Annotated in this window: 14 protein-coding genes; 2 read left to right on the forward strand and 12 right to left on the reverse strand. The window is 72.0% G+C overall.

All coding sequences use genetic code 11. From position 1 onward, the window contains the following. The 12 genes from ACTOWY_RS14615 to ACTOWY_RS14670 form a co-directional block, all read right to left on the reverse strand. On the reverse strand, positions 1-2,463 hold the full coding sequence (locus ACTOWY_RS14615; protein ID WP_441310162.1) for a methyltransferase: 2,463 nt from the start codon (positions 2,461-2,463) through the stop codon (positions 1-3). Next, positions 2,460-3,554 (reverse strand): saccharopine dehydrogenase NADP-binding domain-containing protein, encoded by a 1,095-nt coding sequence (locus ACTOWY_RS14620; protein WP_441310163.1) that lies wholly within the window; start codon positions 3,552-3,554, stop codon positions 2,460-2,462. Before ACTOWY_RS14620 ends, ACTOWY_RS14615 begins: the two co-directional genes overlap by 4 nt. Further along, entirely contained in the window at positions 3,551-5,293 is a 1,743-nt protein-coding gene (locus ACTOWY_RS14625; RefSeq protein WP_441310164.1) for an ABC transporter ATP-binding protein, read from the reverse strand. Before ACTOWY_RS14625 ends, ACTOWY_RS14620 begins: the two co-directional genes overlap by 4 nt. Beyond that, the gene (locus ACTOWY_RS14630; protein ID WP_441310165.1) at positions 5,290-7,032 is read right to left on the reverse strand and encodes an ABC transporter ATP-binding protein; all 1,743 of its coding nucleotides are present in this window, start codon (positions 7,030-7,032) and stop codon (positions 5,290-5,292) included. The genes ACTOWY_RS14625 and ACTOWY_RS14630 overlap by 4 nt, the downstream gene beginning before the upstream one ends. Beyond that, entirely contained in the window at positions 7,029-12,461 is a 5,433-nt protein-coding gene (locus ACTOWY_RS14635; RefSeq protein ID WP_441310166.1) for an amino acid adenylation domain-containing protein, read from the reverse strand. The genes ACTOWY_RS14630 and ACTOWY_RS14635 overlap by 4 nt, the downstream gene beginning before the upstream one ends. Further along, positions 12,458-13,939: an ABC transporter ATP-binding protein gene (locus ACTOWY_RS14640; protein ID WP_441310167.1), complete on the reverse strand. Its 1,482-nt coding sequence runs from the start codon at positions 13,937-13,939 to the stop codon at positions 12,458-12,460. Before ACTOWY_RS14640 ends, ACTOWY_RS14635 begins: the two co-directional genes overlap by 4 nt. Continuing rightward, on the reverse strand, positions 13,936-14,712 hold the full coding sequence (locus ACTOWY_RS14645; protein WP_441310168.1) for an ABC transporter permease: 777 nt from the start codon (positions 14,710-14,712) through the stop codon (positions 13,936-13,938). Before ACTOWY_RS14645 ends, ACTOWY_RS14640 begins: the two co-directional genes overlap by 4 nt. Further along, the gene (locus ACTOWY_RS14650) at positions 14,709-15,668 is read right to left on the reverse strand and encodes an ABC transporter permease (protein WP_441310169.1); all 960 of its coding nucleotides are present in this window, start codon (positions 15,666-15,668) and stop codon (positions 14,709-14,711) included. The genes ACTOWY_RS14645 and ACTOWY_RS14650 overlap by 4 nt, the downstream gene beginning before the upstream one ends. Then, entirely contained in the window at positions 15,665-17,212 is a 1,548-nt protein-coding gene (locus ACTOWY_RS14655) for an ABC transporter substrate-binding protein (RefSeq protein WP_441310170.1), read from the reverse strand. The genes ACTOWY_RS14650 and ACTOWY_RS14655 overlap by 4 nt, the downstream gene beginning before the upstream one ends. Positions 17,213-17,239: 27 nt before the next feature. Beyond that, positions 17,240-17,932, reverse strand: coding sequence for a VOC family protein (locus tag ACTOWY_RS14660; RefSeq protein ID WP_441310171.1), 693 nt, complete (start codon positions 17,930-17,932; stop codon positions 17,240-17,242). Next, positions 17,929-19,035 (reverse strand): Gfo/Idh/MocA family oxidoreductase, encoded by a 1,107-nt coding sequence (locus ACTOWY_RS14665; protein ID WP_441310172.1) that lies wholly within the window; start codon positions 19,033-19,035, stop codon positions 17,929-17,931. The genes ACTOWY_RS14660 and ACTOWY_RS14665 overlap by 4 nt, the downstream gene beginning before the upstream one ends. Before the next feature lie 343 nt (positions 19,036-19,378). Continuing rightward, positions 19,379-20,932, reverse strand: coding sequence for a glycosyltransferase family 39 protein (locus tag ACTOWY_RS14670; protein WP_441310181.1), 1,554 nt, complete (start codon positions 20,930-20,932; stop codon positions 19,379-19,381). Positions 20,933-21,227: 295 nt separating this feature from the next. On the opposite strand from ACTOWY_RS14670, the gene ACTOWY_RS14675 reads away from it, so the two are divergent. Together ACTOWY_RS14675 and ACTOWY_RS14680 are read left to right on the forward strand one after the other, a co-directional pair. Then, the gene (locus ACTOWY_RS14675) at positions 21,228-22,757 is read left to right on the forward strand and encodes an NPCBM/NEW2 domain-containing protein (protein ID WP_441310182.1); all 1,530 of its coding nucleotides are present in this window, start codon (positions 21,228-21,230) and stop codon (positions 22,755-22,757) included. Positions 22,758-23,009: 252 nt separating this feature from the next. Further along, a complete protein-coding gene (locus ACTOWY_RS14680; protein ID WP_441310173.1) occupies positions 23,010-23,705 on the forward strand; it encodes a PP2C family protein-serine/threonine phosphatase in 696 nt (231 codons plus the stop codon). Positions 23,706-23,857: the final 152 nt, after the last annotated feature.

Raw genomic sequence — 23,857 nt, forward strand, 5'->3', positions numbered from 1 at the left:
TCAGGTCCTCTCAGGGGTGCGGGTCAGGAAGACGCGGTGCCCCAGGCGCGTCAGCGGGTGGTCCTCGGCCGGTAGCACGGGTTCGACGTGCAGGCCCGCGCCGACGAGCACGGCCAGCCACTGGTCCAGGGACAGGAAGGTGGCCCCGGACTCGGCGCGGGCATCCTGGGCCTGGGCCATCAGGAAGCCTTGGGAGGCCATCACCCAGTGCTCCTCAGCAGTGGGCTCGGTGAGCACCAGCCAGCCGCCGGGCACGAGCAGTTCGGCGAGCCAGCGCACCGCGAGGTCGGTGTCCGCGGCGGCGTTGAGCACGCCGCCCGCGAGCACCACGTCGAACTGGCCGAGTGCCATGCCCTGGGCCGCCGGGGCGGCGTCGATGTCGTACTGGCCGTAGCGGATCCGGTCGCCGAACTGGCCGCGGGCCTGTTCCAGGAAGTAGCGGGAGACGTCGGTGAACAGGTAGTCGACGTCCTGGCCGCGCAGGGCGGGCAGCACGGCCTCGGTGGTGCCGCCGGTACCCGCACCGACCTCCAGCACCCGCAACCTTCCTGGCGTGGATTCGGCCACGGCGCGCAGTGCTCCGGCGACCGCGGCCCGCTGGTAGCGCGCGGTGGCGCCTTCCCGGTACAGCGCGGCCGCCACCTCGGTGCGGCCCTCCGGGAACAGCAGGTGCACGGCCTGCTCGGTACCGCGCAACAGTTCGGGCAGCAGGTCGGCGCTGCGGCGCACGTAGGCCACGGTGTGCGCCGAACCGAGCGTGCCCGCCCACCGCTCGGCCTGGCGGTCCCAGTCGGCGGCGAGGTCCGCACCAGCGTCCACTGTGGACGCATAGCGGCCGTTGTCCAGTGTCAGCAGTCCTTCCCGGATGAGCACCGCCAGCCAGCGCCGGACCAGCGGGCGGAACTCAGGCAGTACCCGGGCGGTGGTGAGGATCTCGGATTCGGTGTGCGCTGACCCGGCGGTGAAGTTGCCGGTGCGGTGCAGGGCGGCGAGCATGGCCCGCAGACACAGTGCGCTCACCGCGTCGGAGACCTCGGCCGCGGCGTCAACGTCCAGTCCCGCCAGGGCCCGTTCGGCCTCGGTTTCGGCGGTGGCGACCGGGTCTGCCGCCGGGATGCTTGGCCGCACGATGTGTACCTCGGGGCCGAGTTCGGCCAGTGCGCCGGGGTTCCGCGGCTCGCCCACGCACACCACGCGGGTCAGCTCGGCCAGGTCGGTCAGGGCCGCCGCGGGTTCGGCGGCGAGGGCGTCGGCGAGTGCGGCGGGAAGGACAGCCGTACTTGCCCCGCTGCGTTCCAGGAAGGCGAGCACGGCGGCGGGCCGGGTATCCTTCGGTCCAATGAGGACAGTGCCGCCCGTCGCGCGCACCGCCTGCGCGGCAACGCCGTCAGGCAGCAGCACCGCGGTACGCGCCGGGTTTGGTCCGAGGGCACGCAGCAGGTCGTCGATCTCGTTGGCCCGCGGTGCGGCCACGGCGTGGAAGAGCCGTTGCCCGCCGGGGATGTCCGGCTGGGTCACGGTCGCCGGGATGAACCCGGCCGCGATCAGCTCCTGCTGCCAGTGTTTGGCGGGTGGGAACAGTTCCGCGCCGCGCCGGTCGCCGCTGCCCGGGGCCGGATCGCCGTCCTGGGCGGAGAGCAGGAAGTGCATGGAGGTGAGCACCGCGTGGTTGTCCCGGACGCAGTCGGTGAACACCAGCGTGCCGCCGGGCGCCAGCACCTCGCGTAGTTCCCGCAGGGAGAAGCCGAGGTCGACGGCGTTGTGCAGCACGTTGCCCGCCACCACCACGTCCGCGCTGCCCGGCGCGAAACCCTGCTCGGTGAGGTCGCGGTTGAGGTCCAGGCGGGCGGTGCGCACGCCGAGCCGTCCGGTCGCGGCCACGGTGAACAGCGTGGACCGGTCGGTGAACAGGTAGTCCACCTCAAGTCCGGCCAGTGCGGCGAGCACGGCCTCGGTGGTGCCCGCCGCGCCGCCGCCGACTTCGAGTACCCGCAACGGTTCCGGGCCAGCGGCCGCGCGCACCAGGTCGGCGCAGGCGGTATTGAGGGCCTTGGTGGCGTGGTTGTCCTGGTAGGCGGCCAGTGCGGCGAGGTGGTCGCCGTCGGCGAAGAGCAGGTCCTGCACCGCGATCTCACCCCGCAGCAGCTGCGGCAACGAGGCGAGCGCGGCACAGTGGAAGGCCGCCATCCGTTGCGGGAAGCCGAGTTGTGCGTAGGCGGCGTCGAGCCCGTTGGTGCGCAGCGAGGGTGCGGGGGAGCAGCGCAGCCGGTCGCCGTCAGCGCTCAGCAGGCCCGCGTCGGTGAGCGCGACCAGCCAGCGCTCGAACTGGCCACGGTGCCGGGGCGCCACCCGCAGCGTCGCGGCCAGTTCAGCGGCGGTGCCTTCGCCCGCGCCCGCGACGATCTCCGCCATGGCGGCCAGCCCGATGTTCTCCAGCTGCCGCATGGCTTCCGGGCCGGTCACAGCTCGCCCTCCTCGTCGGTGTCGATGCTGTGCACCGCACTCGCGACGGCCGGGCCGCCGGGGCCGGTCAGCTCGGCCACCAGGGCGACCGGGTCCAGTACGTCGGTGGCGTAGTGCCGCCCTGGCGGGACCTCGCCCCTGGCCACCGCCCGCGCGGCGAAGGCGGCCACCGCGCCGGTGATCGGCGCGTTGCCCGGACCGCGCAGCACCGAGGACAGTGCGGCGGGCTGACCGTCCTTGACGCCCTCGGCGCGGACCGCGATCACGGCCAGCGGCGCGCGTCCGGCCAGGTCGAGCAGACTGGTGCGGCACAACGCCGCGATGGCCTCGGCCCGGTCCAGCGTGTGCACCCGGTCGAACACGCTGAGCACGTGCGTGCCGGAGAGCACGGTGTGCCAGTCACCCCGGTGCAGGCCCAGTGCTTCGGCCAGCCGCACGGATTCGGTGGTCAGCTGGGGCAGCGCGGTGATCTCCCCGGCCACGAATGGCAGCCGGATGTCGTCCCGCCGGGTCAGCGCGCCGGGCTGGATCCCGTTGCGCCAGGCGGCCCGTGGGGTGCTCAACCCGTCCGCGACTGCCTGGAGGTACTCGTCGGCGGCGACCGCGGTGAACCGGTCGATGAGTCCGAAGTAGACGGTCAGTCCGGTGACCTGGTCCAGTCCGGCCGCCACGGCGCGGGGGAAGATCGAGGTCAGGCCGGGCTGGACACCGGCGGAGAGCACCGCGGCCCGCCCGGCCGCGGTGAACCTGGCGTTGTCCAGCCGGGCGTGCAGTGAATCGTCGCCCGCGGCGTCGACGTAGTCCGCACCGGCCCGTAGCGCGGCCTCGGCCAGCACATCGCCGACGGCGTGCGAGGGTCCCGCGCAGTTGAGCAGCACCCGGCACCCGTTCGCGAACTCCGCCGCCGCGGCCGGATCACGGAAATCAACCCGGCGGCACCCGACTGACCCGTCCAGTTGGGCGGCGAACTCGGTGGCAGCGGCCAGATTCCGGCCGCCGAGCCGCAGCTCCATGCCAGCCCGGTGCAGGGCCCTGGTGGCGTGGCCGCCGACGTCGCCGTACGCGCCGACGATGCCGATCAGCCCGCTCACGCGTCCGCCTCCGCGACCAGGCGCCAGCCACTGCCGCGCTGGCGGCGGTGCCAGAAGTCGGCGTAACGGCCACCGGCGGCGAGCAGGTCGGCGTGCCTGCCCGCTTCGGCCACCCGGCCGCCGTCGAGCACCAGGATCTGGTCGGCGGCCACCACGGTGGGCAGCTGATGGGCGATGACCAGCAGGGTGGACCGGCTCATCAAGGCGTGCAAGGCGTTCTGCACATGCCGTTCGTTCGCCGGGTCCAGCGCGGCGGTGGCCTCATCTAGGAGCACGATCGGCGCGTCCTTGAGCACCGCGCGCGCCACCGACACCCGCTGCCGCTCCCCGCCGGACAGGGACGCGCCGCCCTCGCCGACCCGGGTGGCCCAGCCCCGCGGCAGCCGCTCGACGATCTCGTCCACCCCGGCGACCCGCGCGGCCTCGCGCAGTTCCTCCTCGGTGGCGCCGGGGCGGCCGATCCGGATGTTGGCCTCCAGGGTGTCGTCGAAGAGGTAGACGTCCTGCATCACCAGCGAAACCTGGGCCATCAGGTCCTCTGTGGACAGTTCGCGCACGTCGACGCCGCCGACCTTCACGATGCCCTGGTTCGCGTCGAAGAAGCGCATCACCAGGCGGGTCAGCGTGGTCTTGCCGGAGCCGGAGGCGCCGACCACGGCGGTCATGGTGCGTGGCGGGATCGTCAGCGTCAGCCCGGCCAGCACCGGGATTTCAGTGCGGTAGCCGAAGGTGACGTCGGCGAACTCGATCTCGCCGGGCCGGGTGACCGGCTTGGGGTTGTCGGGCACCGGCAGCGGCGGCTCGTTGAGCACCGCGGCCAGGCGGGACAGGTCGTTGGCGGCCATCCGCAGCATGCCGCTGCGGCCGGCGACCTCGGTGAGCGGGCCGACGAACCGGGCGGACAGCGCGAGCAGCACGACGAGGGTCACCGGGTCGATGGCGGCGTTGAGCACCAGCAGCACACCGACCACCACGAGCAGCACGAAGGACAACTGCACGGCCAGGCCACCGGCGAGCAGCTTGGGCATGGTCTGCCGCAACATGTTCCCGCCCGCGCGACCCCGGTTCTCGATGGCTTCTTCCAGGGGCCGGTAGCCCTCGGTGCCGCGACCGAAGGCGCGCAAGGTCTTCTGGGTGCGGGCGAACTCGACCACCCGGCTGGCGGCCAGGGCGTCCGCGCCGTCACGCTGTTCCTCGGTGCGGCTGATCGCCGCGGCGGACCAGCGGTGGATGGTCCACACCACCGGCGCGCTGAGCACGATCACCAGGCCGAGCCGCCAGTCCAGCACCAGCACCGCCAGGCCGACGGTGGCCGGGGTGATGATGCCGCTGACCACCGGGGTGAGCATGTGCGCGAACACGTTGGTGACCATGAAGGTGCCGCTGGTGGCGCTGCGAGAGAGCCTGCCGACCTTCTCGCTGCTGAACCAACCGAGCGGTAGGGTCGCGATGTGGTCGCCGAGCCGCTCATGCAGGGTTTCCAGGGTGGTCAGGGCCAGGCCGAAGCCCTTCATGGCCTGCTGGTAGCGGGCCACGCAGGTGAGCAGCACGGCCCCGGCGAGCACGCCGAGCCAGCGCAGCGCGCCGTCGGTGTCGCCGTCGAGCAGGGCACGCAGTGCGGGCACCAGCGCCACCATGGCGAGGCCCTCCATCACGGCGTAACCGACCAGCCAGCACAGGTAGGCGCGCAGGGCGCCCCGGTGCCGCTCGCCGAGGACGGTGGCGAGGTGGCGGATCATCGGGTGGCTCCTTCGGGGTTCTGCACGGCGGCCCACATCCGGGCGTAGCGGCCGTCCAGGGCGAGCAGTTCGGGGTGGGTGCCGCGTTCGGCCACCCGGCCTTCGTCAAGCAGCACGATCTGGTCGACGCCGGTGATGGTGGCCAGCCGGTGTGCGATCACCAGCACGGTGCGGCCCCTGGCCAGCACGGACAGCGCGTCCTGGATATCGGCCTCGGATTCGGCGTCGGCGTGTGCGGTGGCCTCGTCCAGCACCAGCACCGGGGTGTCGGCGAGCAGCGCGCGAGCGATGGCCACCCGCTGGGCCTCGCCGCCGGAGAACACCGCGTCCTCGCCGACCACCGAGTCGTAACCCCTGGGCAGGGCGGTGATGCGGTCGTGGATGCGGGCGGCGGTGGCGGCCTCGACCAGTTCGGCCTCGGTCGCGCCGGGTCGGCCAAGGCGCAGGTTGTCCGCGACGCTGCCGTGCAGCAGCTGCACGTCCTGCAACACAAAACCGACCGTTCGGTAGAGATCGGCGGGCAAGAGGTTGCGCACGTCCACGCCGCCGATGCGCACCGCGCCGCCGGTCACGTCGTAGAACCGGGGCACCAGGGTGGCCAGGGTGGACTTGCCCGCACCGGAGGCGCCGACCAGCGCGGTGACCGTGCCCGCCGGGCAGTGCAGGTCCACTGTGGACAGAACGGGCGTGTTCTCGGTGTAGCCGAAGGTGACCGCGTCGAACTCGACGTCGTGCCCGGTGGGCTGCTGCGGGTTCGTGGTGACCGGCAGCGCCGGGGTGGCCAGCAGCGCGGCGAGGCGTTCGGCCGCGGACACCGCCTTGCGCTGGGCGGTGAAGCCTTGGTTGAGGGTGAGCAGGGTGGACGGGATGACCACCGCCACCAGCACCTCGGCTAGCGCGTCCACCGGGTGCACCCAGCCCTGCGCGGTGAACCAGATGCCACCGGCGATACCGACCAGCGCGACCACCGGCACGGCCAGTGCCATCGAGGTCAGCGCTTCCAGCCGCAGCACCGGGCGTACCCAGCCCGCGTAGCGCTGGGCGAACTCGCTGACCGCGCCGCGATATCCGGCGTGCGCGCGCCCGGCCTGGCCGAAGGTCTTGACCACGGCGATGCCGTGCACGAACTCCACGATCGCCGAGGACACCTTGGCGAAGCCGGAGTCCAGCTGTCGCATCTTGTCCGCGAAGCCGCGCATCATGAACCCGTAGGCCACCAGGTAGACCGGCAGGGTGGCCAGCGCGAGCAGGCCGAGTCGCCAGTCCAGCCAGAACAGGTAACCCAGTCCGCCCACCGGCAACGCGATCGCGCCTGCCAGTTCGACGTCGTGGTGGGCGATGAGGTGGTGCAGGTCGTCGATGTCGTCCTGGGCGGCCTTGCGCACCGCGCCGGAGTTCGTGTCGGTGTACCAGCCGAGTTCGACCTGGCCGAGCCGGGCGACCAGTGTGCGGCGCAGTCCGGCCTGCAACCGGCCGTCGGCGATGTGGGTGACCCACAGCGCCGCGCCGGTGCAGCTCCAGCCGAGGATGATCCCGGCGCCGATGAGCACCGCGGCGGTGATGATGGCGCTCTCGTTCAGCGGTCCCGGCGTGAGCAGGGTGCGGGCGAGTTCGGCGATGCCGATGAACGGCAGCAGCGTGGTGAGCGCGCCGAGTGCGCCCAGGGCCACGCCCAGCCTGGTGAGCCCGATGACCGGGGCGCGCAACTCGCGCAACGCGGTCGGGGTGGAGCCGCTCATGCCGGGATCTCCTGATCGGTGTCGGGGTGGACGCGCAGGGCGGTCGCCAGGTGTTCGGCGACCTCGCCGACGTGGGGTGGTTCGATGAGGCTGAAGTGGTTGCCTGGCACGCCGTGCACGGTGAACTCGTCGAGACAGGTGTTGGCCCAGAACGGTTCCGCCAGGTGCCCGACCCCGGCGGTGATGCCGAAGGACTGGGCCTGTTCGGCGCGCAGGAAGGTCAGGTCACCGGCGTAGGGCTCGGGGTCGAACCGGGCGGCGATCACGCTGTGCCGGGTGACCCGGAACAACGCCGGGATCAGCTCCGGCGCGACCGGAATGCCCGCGCCCTCGGCGCAGGCCGCCGCGTACCCGGCGAGACGTTCCTGTTGCGGCACCGCGGCTCGGGCGCGGGCGGCGGCGGCCACCGCGTCCAGGCCGGGGTCGCCGGTCAGCTCGGCGAGTTCGCCCGCCTCGATCCGGTTTCCGTTGCGCGCCATGAGCATCGAGACGGCGCGGCCCAGGTCGTCGGCGTCGACCTCCGGTCCGAACACGGCGGCGACCGGGTCCAGGTCCAGGTTCGGCACGAAGATCGACTCGAAGGCCAGTTCCTCGTCGGTGTCCAGCATCATCGGGATGCTGTCGACCAGGGTGAGGTTGGCGACGTCCAGGCCGCGTTCCAGCAGCCGCCGGGCCACCTCGACCGCGAACAGGCCGCCCAGGCAGTAGCCGATGAGCTGGAACCGGGTATGGCCTTCCTCGGCCAGGCGCTGGGCGTAGCCGTCGGCGACCGCGGCGACCAGGTCCCGTGGTGCGGTGGCGCAGTAGACCTCGGTGTCGGCGACCGCGATGCCCACGACCGGGCCGAGTCCCTGGGCGGCAAGGGCTTTGCCCAGGTGCTGGAAGTAGTCCATGGTGCCCAGCGCGGCGTGGAAGAGCACCCGCACCGGGCCGTCCACGCCACCGCCGAAGGGCACCAGCAGGGCGTTGCCGGAGCCGGGCCGGGCAGCCTCGGCCGGTAGTTCGGCCGGGCTGGTGCTGGCGCGCAACAGATGCAGCAGCGCGGCGATCCGCGGTTCGTTGAGCTGGGCGCGCAGCAGCGTGTCGTAGGGGAGTGCGGCCGCCTCGGGGAGCTGCTCGCGCAGCTTGCCCGCGACCCTGGCCATGATCAGCGAGTCGGCGCCGCGTTCGTAGAGGTTGTCCTCGCGGCCGAGCCTGGTCACGCCGAGGGCCTCGGCCCACAGTGCGGTGACCGCGGCCTCCAGCTCATCGGCCGGGGTGTCGGCGTTGTCGCTGCCGTCGTCGGCGACCGCCTGGATCCGCCAGTTCGCCAGCGCACCCCGGTCGATTTTGCCGTTGGCGGTGACCGGCAGTGCGTCCACGAGTTGGAGCTGGCCGGGCACCATGTGTGCGGGCACCCGTTCGGCCAGGTGGGCGAGGAGTTCCGGCGCGGTGACCGGGCTCCGGTCGGTCTTCACCCTGGCGGTCAGGAGGTGCATGCCGTGCGCGGCGAAGGGGTGGTCCTGCTCGGGCAGGCACAGCACCTCTTCCGCGCCGACCTCGGCGAGCAGTGCACGCCAGCGGGTCAGGTCGTGCACCGGGGTGGTGCCGTCCGGAGTGGGCAGCATCATGAAGCCCTGGGTGAGCAGCAGATGCGGCAGTTCGGCGGTGGGTTCGGTGAGCACCAGGTAGCCGCCGGGGGCGAGCAGTTCCACCGCCCGCCGCAGTGCCGCGCGCACATCCTTGGTGCTGCTGAGCACGCCGGCGCACAGCAGCACGTCCACCGAGCTGGGCTGCTGACCCTGCGCGCGCAGCTCGCCGTCCAGGTCGAACAGCGCCAACCGAGCGGTCGGGAACTGTGCGCGAGCCGCGCCGAGGAAGAACGGGGTCAGGTCGGTGAACTGGTAGTCCACCTCGTACCCGGCCAGCAGCGGCAGCACCACCGAAGTGGTGGCGCCGGTGCCCGCGCCCACTTCCAGCACGCGTACCGACCGACCGGTCGGGTGAGCCGCGGCAATCCGGCGCAGCACGGCGGCGGCGCCGTGGTTGAGGTAGCGGGTGATCGAGTAGTCCCGGTACACCGCCAGTGCCCGCGCGGTGTCGCCCGCGGGGAAGAGCAGCTCGAACGGGCTCTGCGTCCCGGCTAGCAACTCAGGAAGCCGGTGCAGGTGGTCCAGGTGGTAGTCCAGGAACTCCGCGGTCCACAGCCCCGCTTCGACGCCTGCGCGTACTCGGTGCCAGGCGGCGTCGACGTCCTCGGTGATGTCCACCGCGTAGTAGCGGTCGCCGTCCAGGGCCAGCAACCCGTGTTCCCGCAACAACTCCAGCCAGCGGCGCACCAGCCAGACGTGCTGATCGGCGACTCCGGCGGCCGCCAGCACCTCGGCCCGGGTGTGCCCGCCCTCGGCGAACAGCCCGGCGCCGGTGAGCGCGGCGAGCATGGACAGCAGCGCGGCCCGGTGCAGTGCGTGCACGTGCCCGGCCACCGTCTCGGCGGTCAGCTCGCCTACCTGTCGGTCGGCGAAGCGGTGCACCGCGGTGCGCAGCCGCTGATCGTCCTGCTCGGCGGGCGCGGTGTGCGCGGGCTCGGCGAAGGCCAGCAGCACCCGGTCGGCGGCGGTATCCCCGGCCAGCACGGCGGCGGCCGCGCCCACGCCGGGGTGGGCCAGCAGTCCGGCCTCCACCTCGCCGAGTTCCACCCGGTGCCCGCGCAGTTTGACCTGGTTGTCCCGGCGGCCGAGGAATTCGATTTCCCCGCCGGGCCGATAACGTCCGAGGTCGCCGGTGCGGTAGAGCCGCTGCCCGTCGGCCGGGTGCGGGAAGAACTTCGCCGCGCTCAGCTCGGGATCGCCGTTGTAGCCAAGGGCGAGTCCGTCGCCGGTGATGTGCAACTCGCCGACCGTCCACACCGGACAGTCCCGGTACTGCTGGTCCAGCACCCGGAAACCCTGGTTGCGCAATGGGGTGCCGTACGGGATGGACGGCAGGTCCGGGTCGGCCTCGGTGATGTCGTGATGAATGGACCAGATCGCCGCCTCGGTGGCCCCGCCCAGGGACACCGGGCGCAGGGCCGGGGCGAACCGGGCGATCTGCGCGGGCAGCGTCACCGGGATCCAGTCACCGGAGAGCAGCGCCAGGCGCAGCGTGAGCAGCTCGGTGGGGCTGCTTTCGAGGTAGTTGGCCAGCATCTGCAACTGCGCGGGGACCGAATTCCACAGCGTCACACCGTGGTCGGCGACCAGTTCGGCCCAGTGCGAGGGATCGGCGCGGCGCGCGGGGTCGGGCAGCACCAGGGTCGCGCCGACGGCCAGCGGTCCGAACAGGTCGTAGACGGAGAGGTCGAAGCCGAGCTGGGCCAGGCCGAGCACGCGGTCGGCCGCGTCCACCCGGTAGCGCTCGTTGATGTCCCGCACGGTGTTCAGCGCCGCGCGGTGGGTCATCAGCACGCCCTTGGGGGTGCCGGTGGAGCCGGAGGTGTAGATCAGGTAGGCCAGCGCGTCCGGGTCGCCCGCGGGCACCTCGGGCCTGGACTCGGCCGGAGTCAGCGCGTCGACGTTGGTGCGGTGCACCTCGGCTGGCCATTCGGTGTCCAGCCAGGACTGGGTGAGCACCTGTCGCACACCCGCGTCGGCGAGCATGCGATCGCGGCGCAGCCGGGGCTGGCTGGTGTCCACCGGCACGTAGGCGGCTCCGGCGAGCAGCACACCCAGCACGGCGACCACCTGGTCGGCGCCCTTGTCCAGCACCACGGCCACCCGGTCCGCGCCGGTACATCGCACCGCCTCGGCGACCGCGGCGGCCCGCCGGATGAGTTCGTCGTAGGTGAGCGTGCCCGCCGGGGTGCGCACGGCGATGGCCTCCGGGGTGCGCCCGGCCTGGGCGAAGACCTCGGCGTGCAGTCGCGCGTCCGGCAGCGGGCCCGCGGTGTTGTTGACCTCGGCGCGTTCCCGCTGCTGCCAGGCAGGCAGCGGCAGGTCTCGGCCGCTGGTCCACGCCTCGGCGTCAACCGCCAGGTCGGTGAGCAGGGCGCTGAAGGCGGCGAACATGTCCTCGACCAGCCCGGCCGGGAACACGCCTGCGCGCACGTCCCAGTCCACCACCAGTTCGCCGTCGCCGTCGTTGGCCTGGCAGTCCAGGAGCACCTGCGGGGTCTGGGTGATGCCCTCGCCGAGGGTGCGCCCGCTGCCCGTGCTGTCGGCCGGTCCGACGCCGATGCCACTGGTGAACACCACCGGCATCAACGCCGCTGCCCGGCCACGGCGGCGGGTCAGCTCGCGCAGCACTTCCACACCGGTGAACAGCCGGTGTTCCAGGTCAGCGAACAGGCGGGCGCCGATCTCACCGGCCCAGTCGGTGAATCCGCGTCTGTCGCGGGGTTCCACGGCCAGCAGACTGACCGAGGTGAAGTCGCCTACCAAGCGGTCGGTTTGCGGGTGCAGTGGCAGGCGGCCGAGCAGGGTGAGGTTGAGGCTGAACCGGGAGCGCGCGCTCCAGCGTTCCAGCACCGCGGCGTAGGCGGTGAGCACCGCGTTGGCCGGGGTGATCTCCCGGACGCGGGCCTGTTCGCGCAGCCGGTCCCACTGTGCTGCGGGCAGCCGGAAGCGGTGCCGTTCGAAGCGGCCGGGCCCCTGCGGCGCCGGGCCAACCGGCAGGTCGGGCGCGAGCGGCAACTCGTCCACCCTGGCCTGCCAGTACTCCTGATCGCGCTGGTAGCGGCTGGTTTGACGCAGGCCGCGTTCGGCGAGCAGGTAGTCCCGGAAGGTGAGTTCCAGCGGTGGCAGCTCGTCGCCGAGCATCAGCGCGTCGATCTCGTCCAGCAGCACGGTCGCGCTGCCCCAGTCGGCGATCAGCGAGTCCAGGGAGATGTGCAGGACGTCGCCGGCGTCGGTGCGGGTGAGGCGTAGCTCGAACAGCGGCCAGGCGGTGGTGTCGTGCCGGTGATGCCCGAGTTCTTCGCGCACCGCGGCCAGGTGTGGATCCGCGTCCCGGCCACGCAGGTCGGTCACCGGCACCCGATAATGGTCCACACTGGACAGAACCTGCTGGTAGCCGTCGGCCAGGATGATCGCGCGCAGCATGTCGTGCCGGGTGATGAGCTGGTTCCACACCCGCTCGAACCGCACCGGGTCCAGCAGCGGGTAGCGCACCTCCAGGTAGCCGTGGCAGGCCACCCCGCCGTACTCGAAGGATTCCTGCCGCCCCAACAGGTACGCGGTCTGCACATCGGTCAGCGGGAACGGCTCGTGTCGGGATCGAGGATCGGCCACCACCGATCCGGCCTGCGCTTCGGCCGACAGCAGGTCGAGGACCTCGTCCCGGTGCGCACGCAACCGGGCCCGGTGGTCCTCGGTGAGCAGGCCGGGCGCCGCGCGGAAGCGGATGCGGCCCTGGACGGTCCACAACTCCACGCCCAGTGCCTGCAACTCGGAAATGATCTCGGGCGCTGTCATGCCTGTGCTACTCCTCGGGTGTCGAGCGGGGAGATCGGGGTGAGCAGGCGGGCGACCGCGGTCGCCGGATCGTCCTGCCCTGGGAAGAGGTGTTCGGCCGACCCGGTGGTGGCCACGCGACCGCCGTGCAGGACCACAACCTGGTCCGCGGTGACGGCTACGTGCGGGTCGTGGGTGATCAGGACGACGGCGAGGCCGAGCTGTGCGCGCACGTCGGCGAGCACGGCCAGGATCTCCTGCTGCGCGGCGCTGTCCAGGGCCGAGGTGGCCTCGTCGCAGAGCAGCACCTCGGGTCCGGCGGCCAGCGCGCGGGCCAGTGCGACCCGTTGCCGTTGCCCGCCGGAGAGTTCGCCGGGCAACCGGTCGGCGAACTCCCCGGGCAGGCGCACCAGTGCCAGTAACCGGCGCACATCGGCTTCGGTCGCGGTGGTGCGGCGCAGGGTGCGGGTCGGCCGGGACAGTGCGGTGCGCACGGTCTGGTGCGGGTGCAGGGCGTCGGCCGGGTTCTGCGCGACCAGGCCGAGCGCGGCACGCTGAGCGAGGTTCCGCCTGCGCACATCCGGGGCGAGCAGGGTGCCGCCGAGCCGGATCTCACCGTCGCCCCGCGGATGCAGGCCGGTGATCCGGCGGGCCAGGGTGCTCTTGCCCGCGCCGGACGCGCCGAGCACGACCAGCAACTGTCCGGAGTGGACAGTGAGGTCGACTCCGGCCAGCACGGTCCGCTTGCCGTGCCGGGCCGAAAGTCCTTGCACGGTGAGCACCTCCCGGCCCGGACTGCTCCCGCTGCGCTGCCCGGCCACCCGGATCGGGCGGGCCATTGGGCGGCCGTCGCGGACCACCCGGCCCGCCTCCAGTTCCAGCACGCGGTTGGTCAGCGCGGCCACCGTGCCGTGATCGTGGCTGATCCACACCAGCCCGGTGCCGGACGCGCGGACCCTGGCCAGCTCGGCCAGAACCTCTTGCGTGGCCAGCACATCCAGCGCAGTCGTCGGCTCGTCCAGCACCAGCAACGCGGGCCGCCCGGCCAGTGCGGCGGCCAGCGCCACCCGTTGCTGCTGACCCCCAGAAAGCTGGTGCGGGTAGCGCCGGGCGAGGTCGGCGGGCAGTCCCACCCCGGCCAGCAACTCCGGCACCGAGCCGCGACCGCGGGCCGCGGTGCGCAGGATCGAACCGACTCTGGCATAGGGGTAGAGCGAGCCGCCGGGATCCTGCCCGAGGTAACCGAGCACCCGCCCGGCCACCCTGGGAGCGCGCCGCGGCAGCATGTCCTGGCCGTCGACCAGCACCCGGCCGCCGAGATGGCGCACCCCGGGCCGCAGGTGTCCGAACAACGCCAGCGCCAGGGTGGTCTTGCCGCTGCCGGAGGGACCGACTATGCCCACCGACTCGCCGCGGGCCAGCTGCACCGAAACCCCGTCGAGCAGCCGCTGATCACCCGCGCCGAGCGCGAGATCCTCCAGTCGTACCAAAGGTTTCACGCCAGCACCGCCTTGGCGCGGGCGCCGACGCCGTCGGTGACCAGGGTGGCCGACACCGCGAGCAGCGCGATGGCCAGGGCCGGGGCCAGCAGCGCCCACGGTTGCAGCGCCACCCCGGGCAGTGCCTCCACCACCAGCAGTCCCCAGTCGCTGCCGGTGCCGCTGATGCCGAGGAATCCGGCCGCGGCGACCAGGTAAACCGACAGCACGAACCGCAAACCCAGGTCTGCCAACAGAGTTCCCGCCACCAGTGGCAGCACCTCGCGGGTGAGCAGCCAGCCAATGCCCTCGCCGCGCAGCACGGCGGCTTCCACGTGCCCGCGGTGGCGGACCTGGTCGGCGGTGGCCCTGGCCACCCGCGCGGACAGCGGCGCGCTGACCAGCACCACGGCCAGCACCAGTCCGGTCCGGGTGGGCAGGGCGGTGAGCACCAGCAGGAGCAGCAGCACCGGCGGCACCGCGGCGAGCACGTCCAGCAGCCGGAACAGGGTCGCGTTCACCCAGCGCAGCAACGCCGACAGCAGTCCGGTCAGCGTGCCGAGCCCGGTGCCCGCGACCGCGGCCAGCAGACTGGTCAGCAACAGCGGTCGGCCACCGGCCAGCAGCCGGGAGAACACATCGCGGCCGAGGTGGTCGGTACCCAGCAGGTGTCCGGCACCCGGCGGCGCGTACGGCGGGCCGACCGGCGCGGTCACGCTGTGCGGGGCCAGCTCCGGGCCCACCAGCACGAGCACGATCACCGCGCCCAGCAACAGGAATCCGGCTCGCCTCATCCGGTCACCGTCGTGCGCAGGCGCGGGGTGAGCAGCACCGCGGCCAGGTCGGCCAGCACCAGCGCGAGCAGCATCCCGCCACCGAGCACCACCACCAGTGCCTGCACCGCCGGCAGATCACCCGAGCGCACCGAGGTGACCAGCAGTTCACCCACACCCGGATAGCCGAAAACCTGTTCCACCAGCACGGCCCCGCCGACAAAGCCGCTCGCGCTGATCAGCCACACCTGCACGGCCACCGGCAGCACCGAGGGCACCACCGCGCGCCAGGCGATGGTCAGTGGGGGAATGCCGTTGAGGGTCAGGAATTCCACCTGCGGCGAGCGCAGGGTGGCCACCGCGCAGGCCCTGATCACCCGCACCGCGTAGGCCAGGCCCACCAGCAGCAGGCTCAGCACCGGCAGCACCAGCACCGCGGGCTGGGCCAGCGGACTGACCCCGGCGGGCACGAAGGACAGCGCGGGCAGCCAGCCCAGCCCGGTCGCGAAGATCACCACCAGGGCGCTGGCCAGCACGAATTCGGGCAGGGACACCAGGGTCAGCGCGGCCGAGGACACGATCCTGTCGGCGGCCCGGCCCCGGTGCCAGGCCGCGAGCACACCGAAGAACACCGACAGCGGGGCCAGCAGCAGCACCGCGAGCACGGCCAGCAGCAACGAGTTGCCGATCCGGTCGGCGAGCACCTCGGTGACCGGCCGCCCGTTCGCCGCGTTGCCCAGATCGCCCTGCAGCAATCCCCAGGCCCACTCGGCGTAGCGGGTGAGCACCGGCCGGTCCAGGCCGAGATGTGCGCGGATCTCGGCGATCCGGGCCGGGGAGGTGTTCGGGCCGAGCCGGGCGGTCACCGGGTCACCCGGCAGCAGGTCCACGCCCACGTACACCACCACGGTCAGCAGCACGAGCAGTCCGCCGCTGAGCGTGGTGCGGCGCAGCACCATGGCCAGTCCAGGGTTCACGCGAGACCGGCCTTGCCCAGGTAGGGGTACTTGGCCTCATCCCGGACCTGCACGCCGGCCACGGTCTTGCGCGCCACGCTGAGCACATCGGCCTGGCCCCACACCACGGTGTTGCCGCGTTCGGCCATCACCCGCTGCGCCTGCTCCCAGGCCTGGGCGCGCACGCTGTCCTCGGTGGCGCCGAGCGCGCGCTGGAAGGCCGCGGTGAACTCCGGATCGGCCAGTGCCAGGGATGGGAACGCGCCGAGCCGCCCGTAGGTGGCCGCGAGCGGGGACGGGCCGATGGAGAAGGTCACGCTGTTGGCCTCGGCGAGCGCGGCCGGTTCGAAGAACTCCTGCAGCCCCACCAGTTGCACCCGGGCGTCCAGGCCGATTTCCTTGAGCTGCTCGGCGAAGAGCTGGGTGGAGGCGTTGTAGCCCAGCACGTATTCGGCCGAGCGCAAGGTCACCGCCGCGCCCTCCGCCCCCGCTTCCTTGATCAGCTTGCGGGCCGCGGCGACATCGCGGGCCGGTGGCGGCGTGTCGCTGTGGTGCCGGGCGCCTTTGCCGAACAGGTCGTTGCCGGGCGCGCCGTAGCCGAGCAGCACGGTGTCTACCAGTGCTTGACGGTTGACCGCGAGCCGCACTGCCCGGCGCACCCTCGGGTCGTCGAAGGGTTTGCGGGTGGTGTTGAGCACGAAGGCGAAGCCGATCCGGTTGGCCTCGCCCGCGGTGCGGATCTCCAGGTCCGCGCCGGGCACTCCGGTTCTGGCGGTGGCGACCGGGACGTCGCCTGCGTAGTCGGCCTGGCCGGAGGTCACCGCGCGCACCGCGGTCTGCGGATCGCTCAGGCTCAGCAACAGGATCTCGTCGGCCGGGGCCTGCCCATCCCAGTGCCCGTCGAAGCGCACGAGCCTGGTCTGCCTGCCCGCCTCGAAGGAGTCCACCCGGTACGGTCCGGTGCCGATCGCCTTGCCGGCGCTGAAGTCCTTGGCCCCGTCCTTGACCATCTTGGCCGGGATCGCGGCCAGCAGCTGCGCCGGATCGCCGACCGGGGTCAGCGTGGGCACCACGACCGTCTTGGCGTCAATGGCATTGGCACGGGCGACATCCAGGTAGGGCGCGAGCTGGCTGGGGAAAGGCCGGTCGGGGGAGCACATGTAGCGCAGGCTGTAGACCACGTCCTGCGCGGTGAACGGCGACCCGTCGTGCCAGCGCACGTTCTCCCGCAGCCGCAGCGTGAACGACTTCGCGTCCTTGGCGACCTCGACCGCGGTAGCCAGCGAGGGCACGGATTCCGCGCCACGCAACACGAACAGCGAGTCATAGACCACGTCGTTGCGCACGAAGTCCACCGGCGTGCCAACGGCGTAGGGGTCCAGGCTCTCCGCCGGGCCGCCGCCGAAGACCGCCCGCAGCGCGCCACCCCGGCGCGGCGTGGCCTGGTTGCCACCGGCCAGTGGCACGCCGCCCGGGGCGGGCGCGCCACCGCACGCGGCGAGCACGGGACTGGCGGCGAGTGCGAGCGCGATCCCCCGGAACAGGTCACGGCGGTTCAGCGGCATCGAGGATCTCCTTGGGGGATACGGGTTTCAGCGGGTGGTGGCGGGGCGGATCAGTGCGCCGCGGGTCAGCGCCGGGTCGAGTTCGGTGCGCAGTCCGGCCAGTTCCACGGCGAGCACCCCGGTCTGTTCGGCTTCCCGGAACTCGAAGTCGCCGCCGTCGCCGACGAGCAGCCGGAGCACCGGCAGGTCGGCCGGGCGCACCCCGAGCACCACCTTGGTCAGCGCGGTGGCCCCGTTCGCGTGCGTCACTGACGGCGGGTGCTGCGGTGGGTCGTAGGGGGTGACCAGGAACGGCGCCCGGTCGGCCCGCGGGTAGGCGAAGCGGAACCTGGTCTGCTGGCCATCCGGCTTGGTGCGGGTCCAGTTCACCACCCGGCCACAGCCGGAACCGTTGGCGCGCAACGCGTTACGCGTGTCGGTGAGCTGATCGTCGTTGACCAGCACGGCCGCGTCGCAGAAACCTTCCGGCTGGACGGCCCAGCGCACCATCCGCCGCCCCGCGCCCCGGCCGAAGGCGACCTCCAGTGGCCAGCGCAGGAACTTGGCTCCCTTGGGCGCGGTCAGCAGTTCCAGCACCGGCCCCTCACGGAACCAGACGTGCGCGTGCAACGCCTTGTCCTCGGCGGTGGCGTAATGCACGTCGAAACCGACCGATCGGTAGGCGGCGACCGCGCGCCGCAGATCGTCGACCTTGATCAGCACATGGCTGCACCTGCTCATCGGATTCCTCTCGCGTCCTCAGCGGCCACCGCGGCGAGCAGGTCGCCCACGGGCAGCACCGGCGGTTCCCCGGGGTGGATGGGTTCGGGCACGCCGAGCCGGGCGGTCAGCGCGGACCAGGCGGTGGCCACCCCCAGCGCCTGCTGCCCGGTGCGGGCCCGGCGCGCGGGTTCGTGGATGTCCTGGACCAGCCGGTGCAACGCGGTGCGCACCGCGTCCGGCCACAACTGCGCGAAGACCTGGTGGAAGGTGCCTGCTTCCGGGCCGAGCACGGTGGTGCTGGTCGCGGCGAGCCGTTCGGTGCCCGGCCCGGCCATGATCAGCCGCCCGGTGTCGTCGCGACCGGCGTGCAGGCGTGGTTGCCACAGCACCGGTCCGTGCGTGTCGGCCAGGGTGAGCACCCCGGCGTCGCCGCCGACGGTGATCCGGTGGAAGAAGTGCGCGTGATTGTCCGCGTCAGCCGGGTGCAGCTGGTTCTGCACCCGCAACGTCACCGGCAGCCCGCCGACGGTGGCGTGCAGCGTGCGGTAGGGCTGGCCGTCCGATCCGGTGGCCGGGCCGAAGCTGAACGGCCGCACCGATCCGGCGATCCGGGCCAGGATCTCGACCAGGGGGTAGGCGACCTGGTTGGCGCAGGCGGCGTCGACGAACCGCAGCGGACCCGACTGCCGCAGCACCTCGACCGCGGCCAGGAACCGGCGCACCGGCGCGAGATCCGGGTAGAGCGTGTGGACCGCATAGGCCGCGCCCCCGCGCCGCGCCGCACGCAGGTTGTCCGCGATCTCCCCGGCGTGCACCGGGTGCTCCTGCAGCACGTGCGTGCCGCGACCCAGGAACGCCTGCGCCAGTTCGGATCCAGGCCCACCGAGCAGTCCGGAGCGCACCACCACGCAGGCGAGGTCCACCTCGGGCACCTGCTCGACGGCGGTGTACAGCGGCACGTTGTGGTGGCGGGCGAGGTCGCGCGAGTACGCGCCACCGGCGCTGAGCACACCGGCGAGGGCGAACGCCTCCGGGGCCGAGCGCAGCGCGTCCAGGTAGATCCGCCCGAAGGCGGTGCCGGCGACCACGACCCGCACCGGCCGCGGCTGGGCTTCGTTCAACGTGCTTTCTCCGAGGTAGACGGCGGGTAGAGGGCCAAGTTAGGGTCCCCTTTTGAACACTGTTTTACATAGGCTAGGCTCGCCTAACTTCGCACCTCGCAGTCGTCGGCCCCTGGCAGGTTCGGGAGTTTGTCGGGCGACCAGCCAATCACCAGATCAGTCGCGCTCAATACAGTTGACAATGGCAATCATTGTCAATAGTTGGTGGCGTGCGTCACCGATCGGATGTCTGATGTTTCCCATAGGGGCAGTTGTGCGGGGACTTCCGTCCGATGTCCATTGTGGACAGTGGCATTCGGTCTAATGTGGATGGACCATTCGGACCGGGATTCGCTCGCCGTGATCAGCGGCGGTGCATCAGCGCCACGGTGAACCCGGTGGTCTGCTCCACCTCGGCGAGGGCGAACTGAGCCTGCACCGCGGCGGCCTTGTCCGGGCGGGCCGGGAACGCGACGAGTGCCGGGCTGCCCGCGAAGGGGTCCTGGCGTTCGCCGACGCCGATCACCCAGACCCGGTTCGCCCCGGCCAGCCGGGCGGCGTAGGCGGTGGTCTCGGTGCCGGCCAGGTTCGCGTTCGCGATCGGATCCCGGTCCAGGAAGACATCGCGCGGGCGGTCGGGGGTCCGCCAGTGGTAGTCCAGGGCGGTGTCGGTGAACCAGAAATCCGGCCGGTTCGCGTAGACGATCATGTCGCCCTCGCGGGCGTCCCGGCGCAGGCGGTCGGCGAGTCGCCGGTAGTCGGCGTACTGGCCGGGGCCTTCGGTGAACATGGCGTAGGGGTAGAAGGCCGCGTCGTGCGAGCCGGGGGAGCGGGCGGCCAGCTGGTCGGGCACGGTGATCGCCGCGACAGCCGCCAGCGCGAGTACGAGCACCGCCTGCGGTCGCGCCGCGGCGAGAGTGACGCCCGCGGTCACCACCAGCACCGGGAGCAGGAAGACCAGGTAGCGGGCGAAGAAGAAGGACGGCCCGGCCTGCGAGGCGGCCCACAGCACCAGGATCGGCGCCCCGGCCACGGCGAGGATTCCGGCGGCCCGGCGGCGTTGCGGCAGCAGCAGGGCGGCCAGGGCGAGGGCGAGCACGATCCAGGCGGTGGCGGCGGAGCGGAACAGTTGCGGCCACATCATGCTGTCCGCGGGCGCGACCGCGGTGAAGCCGAACAGGTCGAGCAGGCCCGGCCGGGGGATCATGCCGACCGCGCCCTGCCCACCGGAGAGCGACAGCACGGCCAGTGGCGCGGCTGGCAGCACGGCGAGCAGTGCGGTCAGGGCGAATCGCCACGGCCGCTGCCACCTGGCCAGCACCAGCACCACGTGCCCGGCCACGATGGCGAAGGCGGTGAGCTGGGTGAGTCCGACCGCGGCCAGTGCCACGCCGTAACCCGCCCAGTGCCGCCAGGACGGCTCGTCCAGGGCACGCAGCAACAGGTAGGTGGACAGCGCGATGAACAACATGACGAAGGCGTAGGGCCGGGCTTCCTGGGCCATCCGGGTCACCATCGGCACCAGCGCGAACAGCAGTCCGGCGCACCACCCGGCCCGCGTCCCGAACCATCGGCCGGCCAGTGCGGCCACCACCGCGGCCGTGCCCGCGGCGGCCAGTAGCGAGGGCAGGCGCAGGGCCACCTCGGAGTCGCCGAAGATCGCCATCCAGTAGTGCAGGAACAGGTAGTAGGGCAGGTAGAAGGCGTCCGCGTTGGCCGTCATGGCGAGCAGTTCGCCCACCGTGCGCCGGGCCGCGCTCCAGCTGGCGAGTTCATCCCGCCACAGCTGCGCCCCGCCGAGGCCGATCGCGCCGAGTATCAGCGTGGTGAGCGCGGCGGCCAGGGCTGGAAGTCGTCGCGACCAGGGTGCGATGTGCGGCGGGGCAAGGGTGTCCGCCAGAACCGGCGCGCGAGACATCACGTAGTCGATCTTAGGAGCGGCGGCCGGTGGAACCCGATCGGTCTCACCATCGGGCGGTCGGGTCTGCACCTCCGGACGTTTGACGGGTTGTGCGGTTCTGTTCCCAGCTGTGTGATCGTGGTTGGTTTTGTTTTGGTTTTCGACGTGGAACAAGGAGGTTCCGGTGGGTCGAGGCTGGCGGAGAACACTGCTGAGCACACTCGTGGCGGGGGCGCTGACGGCGGGAAGCCTGGTCGTGCTCGACGGGCCACCGGCGGTGGCGGCGGAGAACGGGCTCTCCCGGACCCCGGCGATGGGGTTCAACAACTGGAATTCCACGCACTGCCGGGCCGAGTTCAACGAGGAGATGGTCAAGGGCATCGCCGACATCTTCGTCAGCCGCGGCCTCAAGGACGTGGGCTATCAGTACGTCAACATCGACGACTGCTGGGCCGAGCCGCAACGCGGCGCCGACGGCAACCTGGTGCCGCACCGCACCCGCTTTCCCAACGGCATCAAGGCGGTGGCCGACTACGTGCACGCCAAGGGCCTCAAGTTCGGCATCTACACCAGTGCGGGCACCAAAACCTGTGACGCGCAAGGCTTCCCTGGCGGCATCGGGCACGAGGAGCGGGACGCGCGGCTGTTCGCCTCCTGGGGCGTGGATTACCTGAAGTACGACAACTGCGGAGACCACCTCGGTCAGAGCGCGCAGCAGCGCTACACCAGGATGCGCGACGCGCTCGCGGCCACCGGGCGGCCGATCCTGTTCTCGTTGTGCGAGTGGGGGCAGAGCCAGCCGTGGCGGTGGGCCCAGCCGGTGGGCAACAGCTGGCGCACCACCGGGGACATCAGCGACAACTGGGGCAGCATGCTCGGCATCTTCAAACAGAACGTCGGCCTGGCGGCGAACGCGCAGCGCGGCGGCTGGAACGACCCGGACATGCTGGAGGTCGGCAACGGCGGCATGACCGAGGTCGAATACCGCAGCCACTTCTCGTTGTGGGCCATGATGAACGCGCCGCTGCTGATCGGCGCGGACCTGCGCAAGGTGGGCCAGTCCACCTTCGACATCCTGACCAACCGGGAGATCATCGCGCTGGACCAGGACGGTCTTGGCGTGCAGGCCACCGAGATCAGCGCCGAGGGCGGGCGGCATGTGCTGACCAAGCCGCTGGACAACGGCGATGTGGCGGTGGCGCTGTTCAACGAGACCGGCGGCACCCAGACCATCAGCACCACCGCGAGCGCGGCGAACCTGGGCAACGCCAACAGTTTCCGGCTGCGTGACCTGTGGACCGGCCAGGAACGCGACACCACCGGCGCGATCAGCGCCTCGGTTCCGGCGCACGCCACCGTCGTCTACCGGGTCAGCCGCCAGGGCGGTTTCAGCAGCCCGCCCGCCGGGGTCAGCCAGCTCTCCGACCTCACCCCGTCGCTGGCCGCGAACGCCTGGGGCCCGGTGGAGAAGGACCGCAGCAACGGCGAACGCGGCGCGGGCGACGGCACAGCGCTGACCATCGGCGGCACCCGGTACGCCAAGGGCATCGGTGTGCACGCGCGCAGCGAGGTCCGCTACCACCTTGGCGGACGCTGTACCCGGTTGAGCGCCACGGTGGGTGTGGACGACGAGTCCGGCGATCGGGGCTCGGTGAGCATGGAAATCTGGGGCCCCGGCAGGCAATTGGCGAGCAGCGGGGTGCTGCGCGGCACCGACGGAGCGCGTACACTGATCGCGGATGTCACCGGCCTGCAGTACGTGCACCTGGCCGTGCTGCCCACCGATGACGGCGTCGACTACGACCACGCCGACTGGGCCGAGGCCACCATCACCTGCACCTGATCCGGTTGCCGCGGCGGGTCAGCCCGCCGCGGCAACTCCCGCCAGCGCCGCGATCTGCCCGCGTTCCTGGGCGCCGGGGGCGTGCTCACCAGCCCTCGGCCGGACTGCTGCGGATCGCCTGCCACTACCACACCTCGACCGAGGCCATCGCGGCCCTGCTCGACGCGCTGGCCGAGCACCGTCGGGGCAAGCCACAGCCAAGCGCTAATCGGCTCACAGCAACCTCTTAGAAACCAGTCGCACCATGAAGCTATGACGCTGATGGAGCATCGCAACCGGATCAACTGGGAAACCGCCACCGACCCCGGCCGCCGCCGGATCAACGCCGACGCCCTGGCCGTGCGCCCCGGGTGGGACAGCATGACGCCCGTGCTGGCCCTGGCCGACGGTGTCGGCGACACCCGCACCGCCGCCGACGCCGCCCGCGTCGCGGTTGACGCCGCCACCAGCACCGTCCCCGCCCGCGGACCCACCGAGGCGATCCTGGCCGCGCAACGGGCCGTGCTCGCGCTGGGCCACACCGGGGACGCGGTACTGGTGGTGGCGATGCCCTTCGCCGACCAGCTCGGCGGCGGCTACCGGATCGCCTGGGTGGGCGACGCCCGCGCCTACCGGTGGGATGGTCGCACGCTGACCCGGCTGACCACGGATCACACCGTGGCCGAGTACTTCCGGCGGCAGGGCATGGAGACCACGCCGTGGATGGAACACATGGTCACCGCGAGCGTGCGCTCCGCCCGGCCGCAGGACATCGGTCAGGTCGAGGTGCGCGGCGACCCGGGGTTGTTGCTGTGCAGTGACGGCGTGTACGGGGCGCTGGACCTGGCCACCATGACCGCCATCGTGGCCCGCCCCGCCCGCTTCGGCCCGCGCGCCCAGGAACTCGTCGCCACCGCCATCGACCGCGGCGCCACCGACAACGCCACCGCCCTACTCCTCACCCACTGACCCCCCACCCGCGTGTTGGCCGTTGGGCGGTTTCTAGGGGTCGTTGCGTGACCTGACCCCCCAGGACACCCAATGACCTTCTCCATCCGCCTCGACCGCACCCCGCACGGCTCAGCACCACTGCTGGCCGAACGAGCCGAGTACTTTCGGTT

Source organism: Crossiella sp. CA198 (assembly GCF_052078295.1).
GTDB lineage: Bacteria > Actinomycetota > Actinomycetes > Mycobacteriales > Pseudonocardiaceae > Crossiella.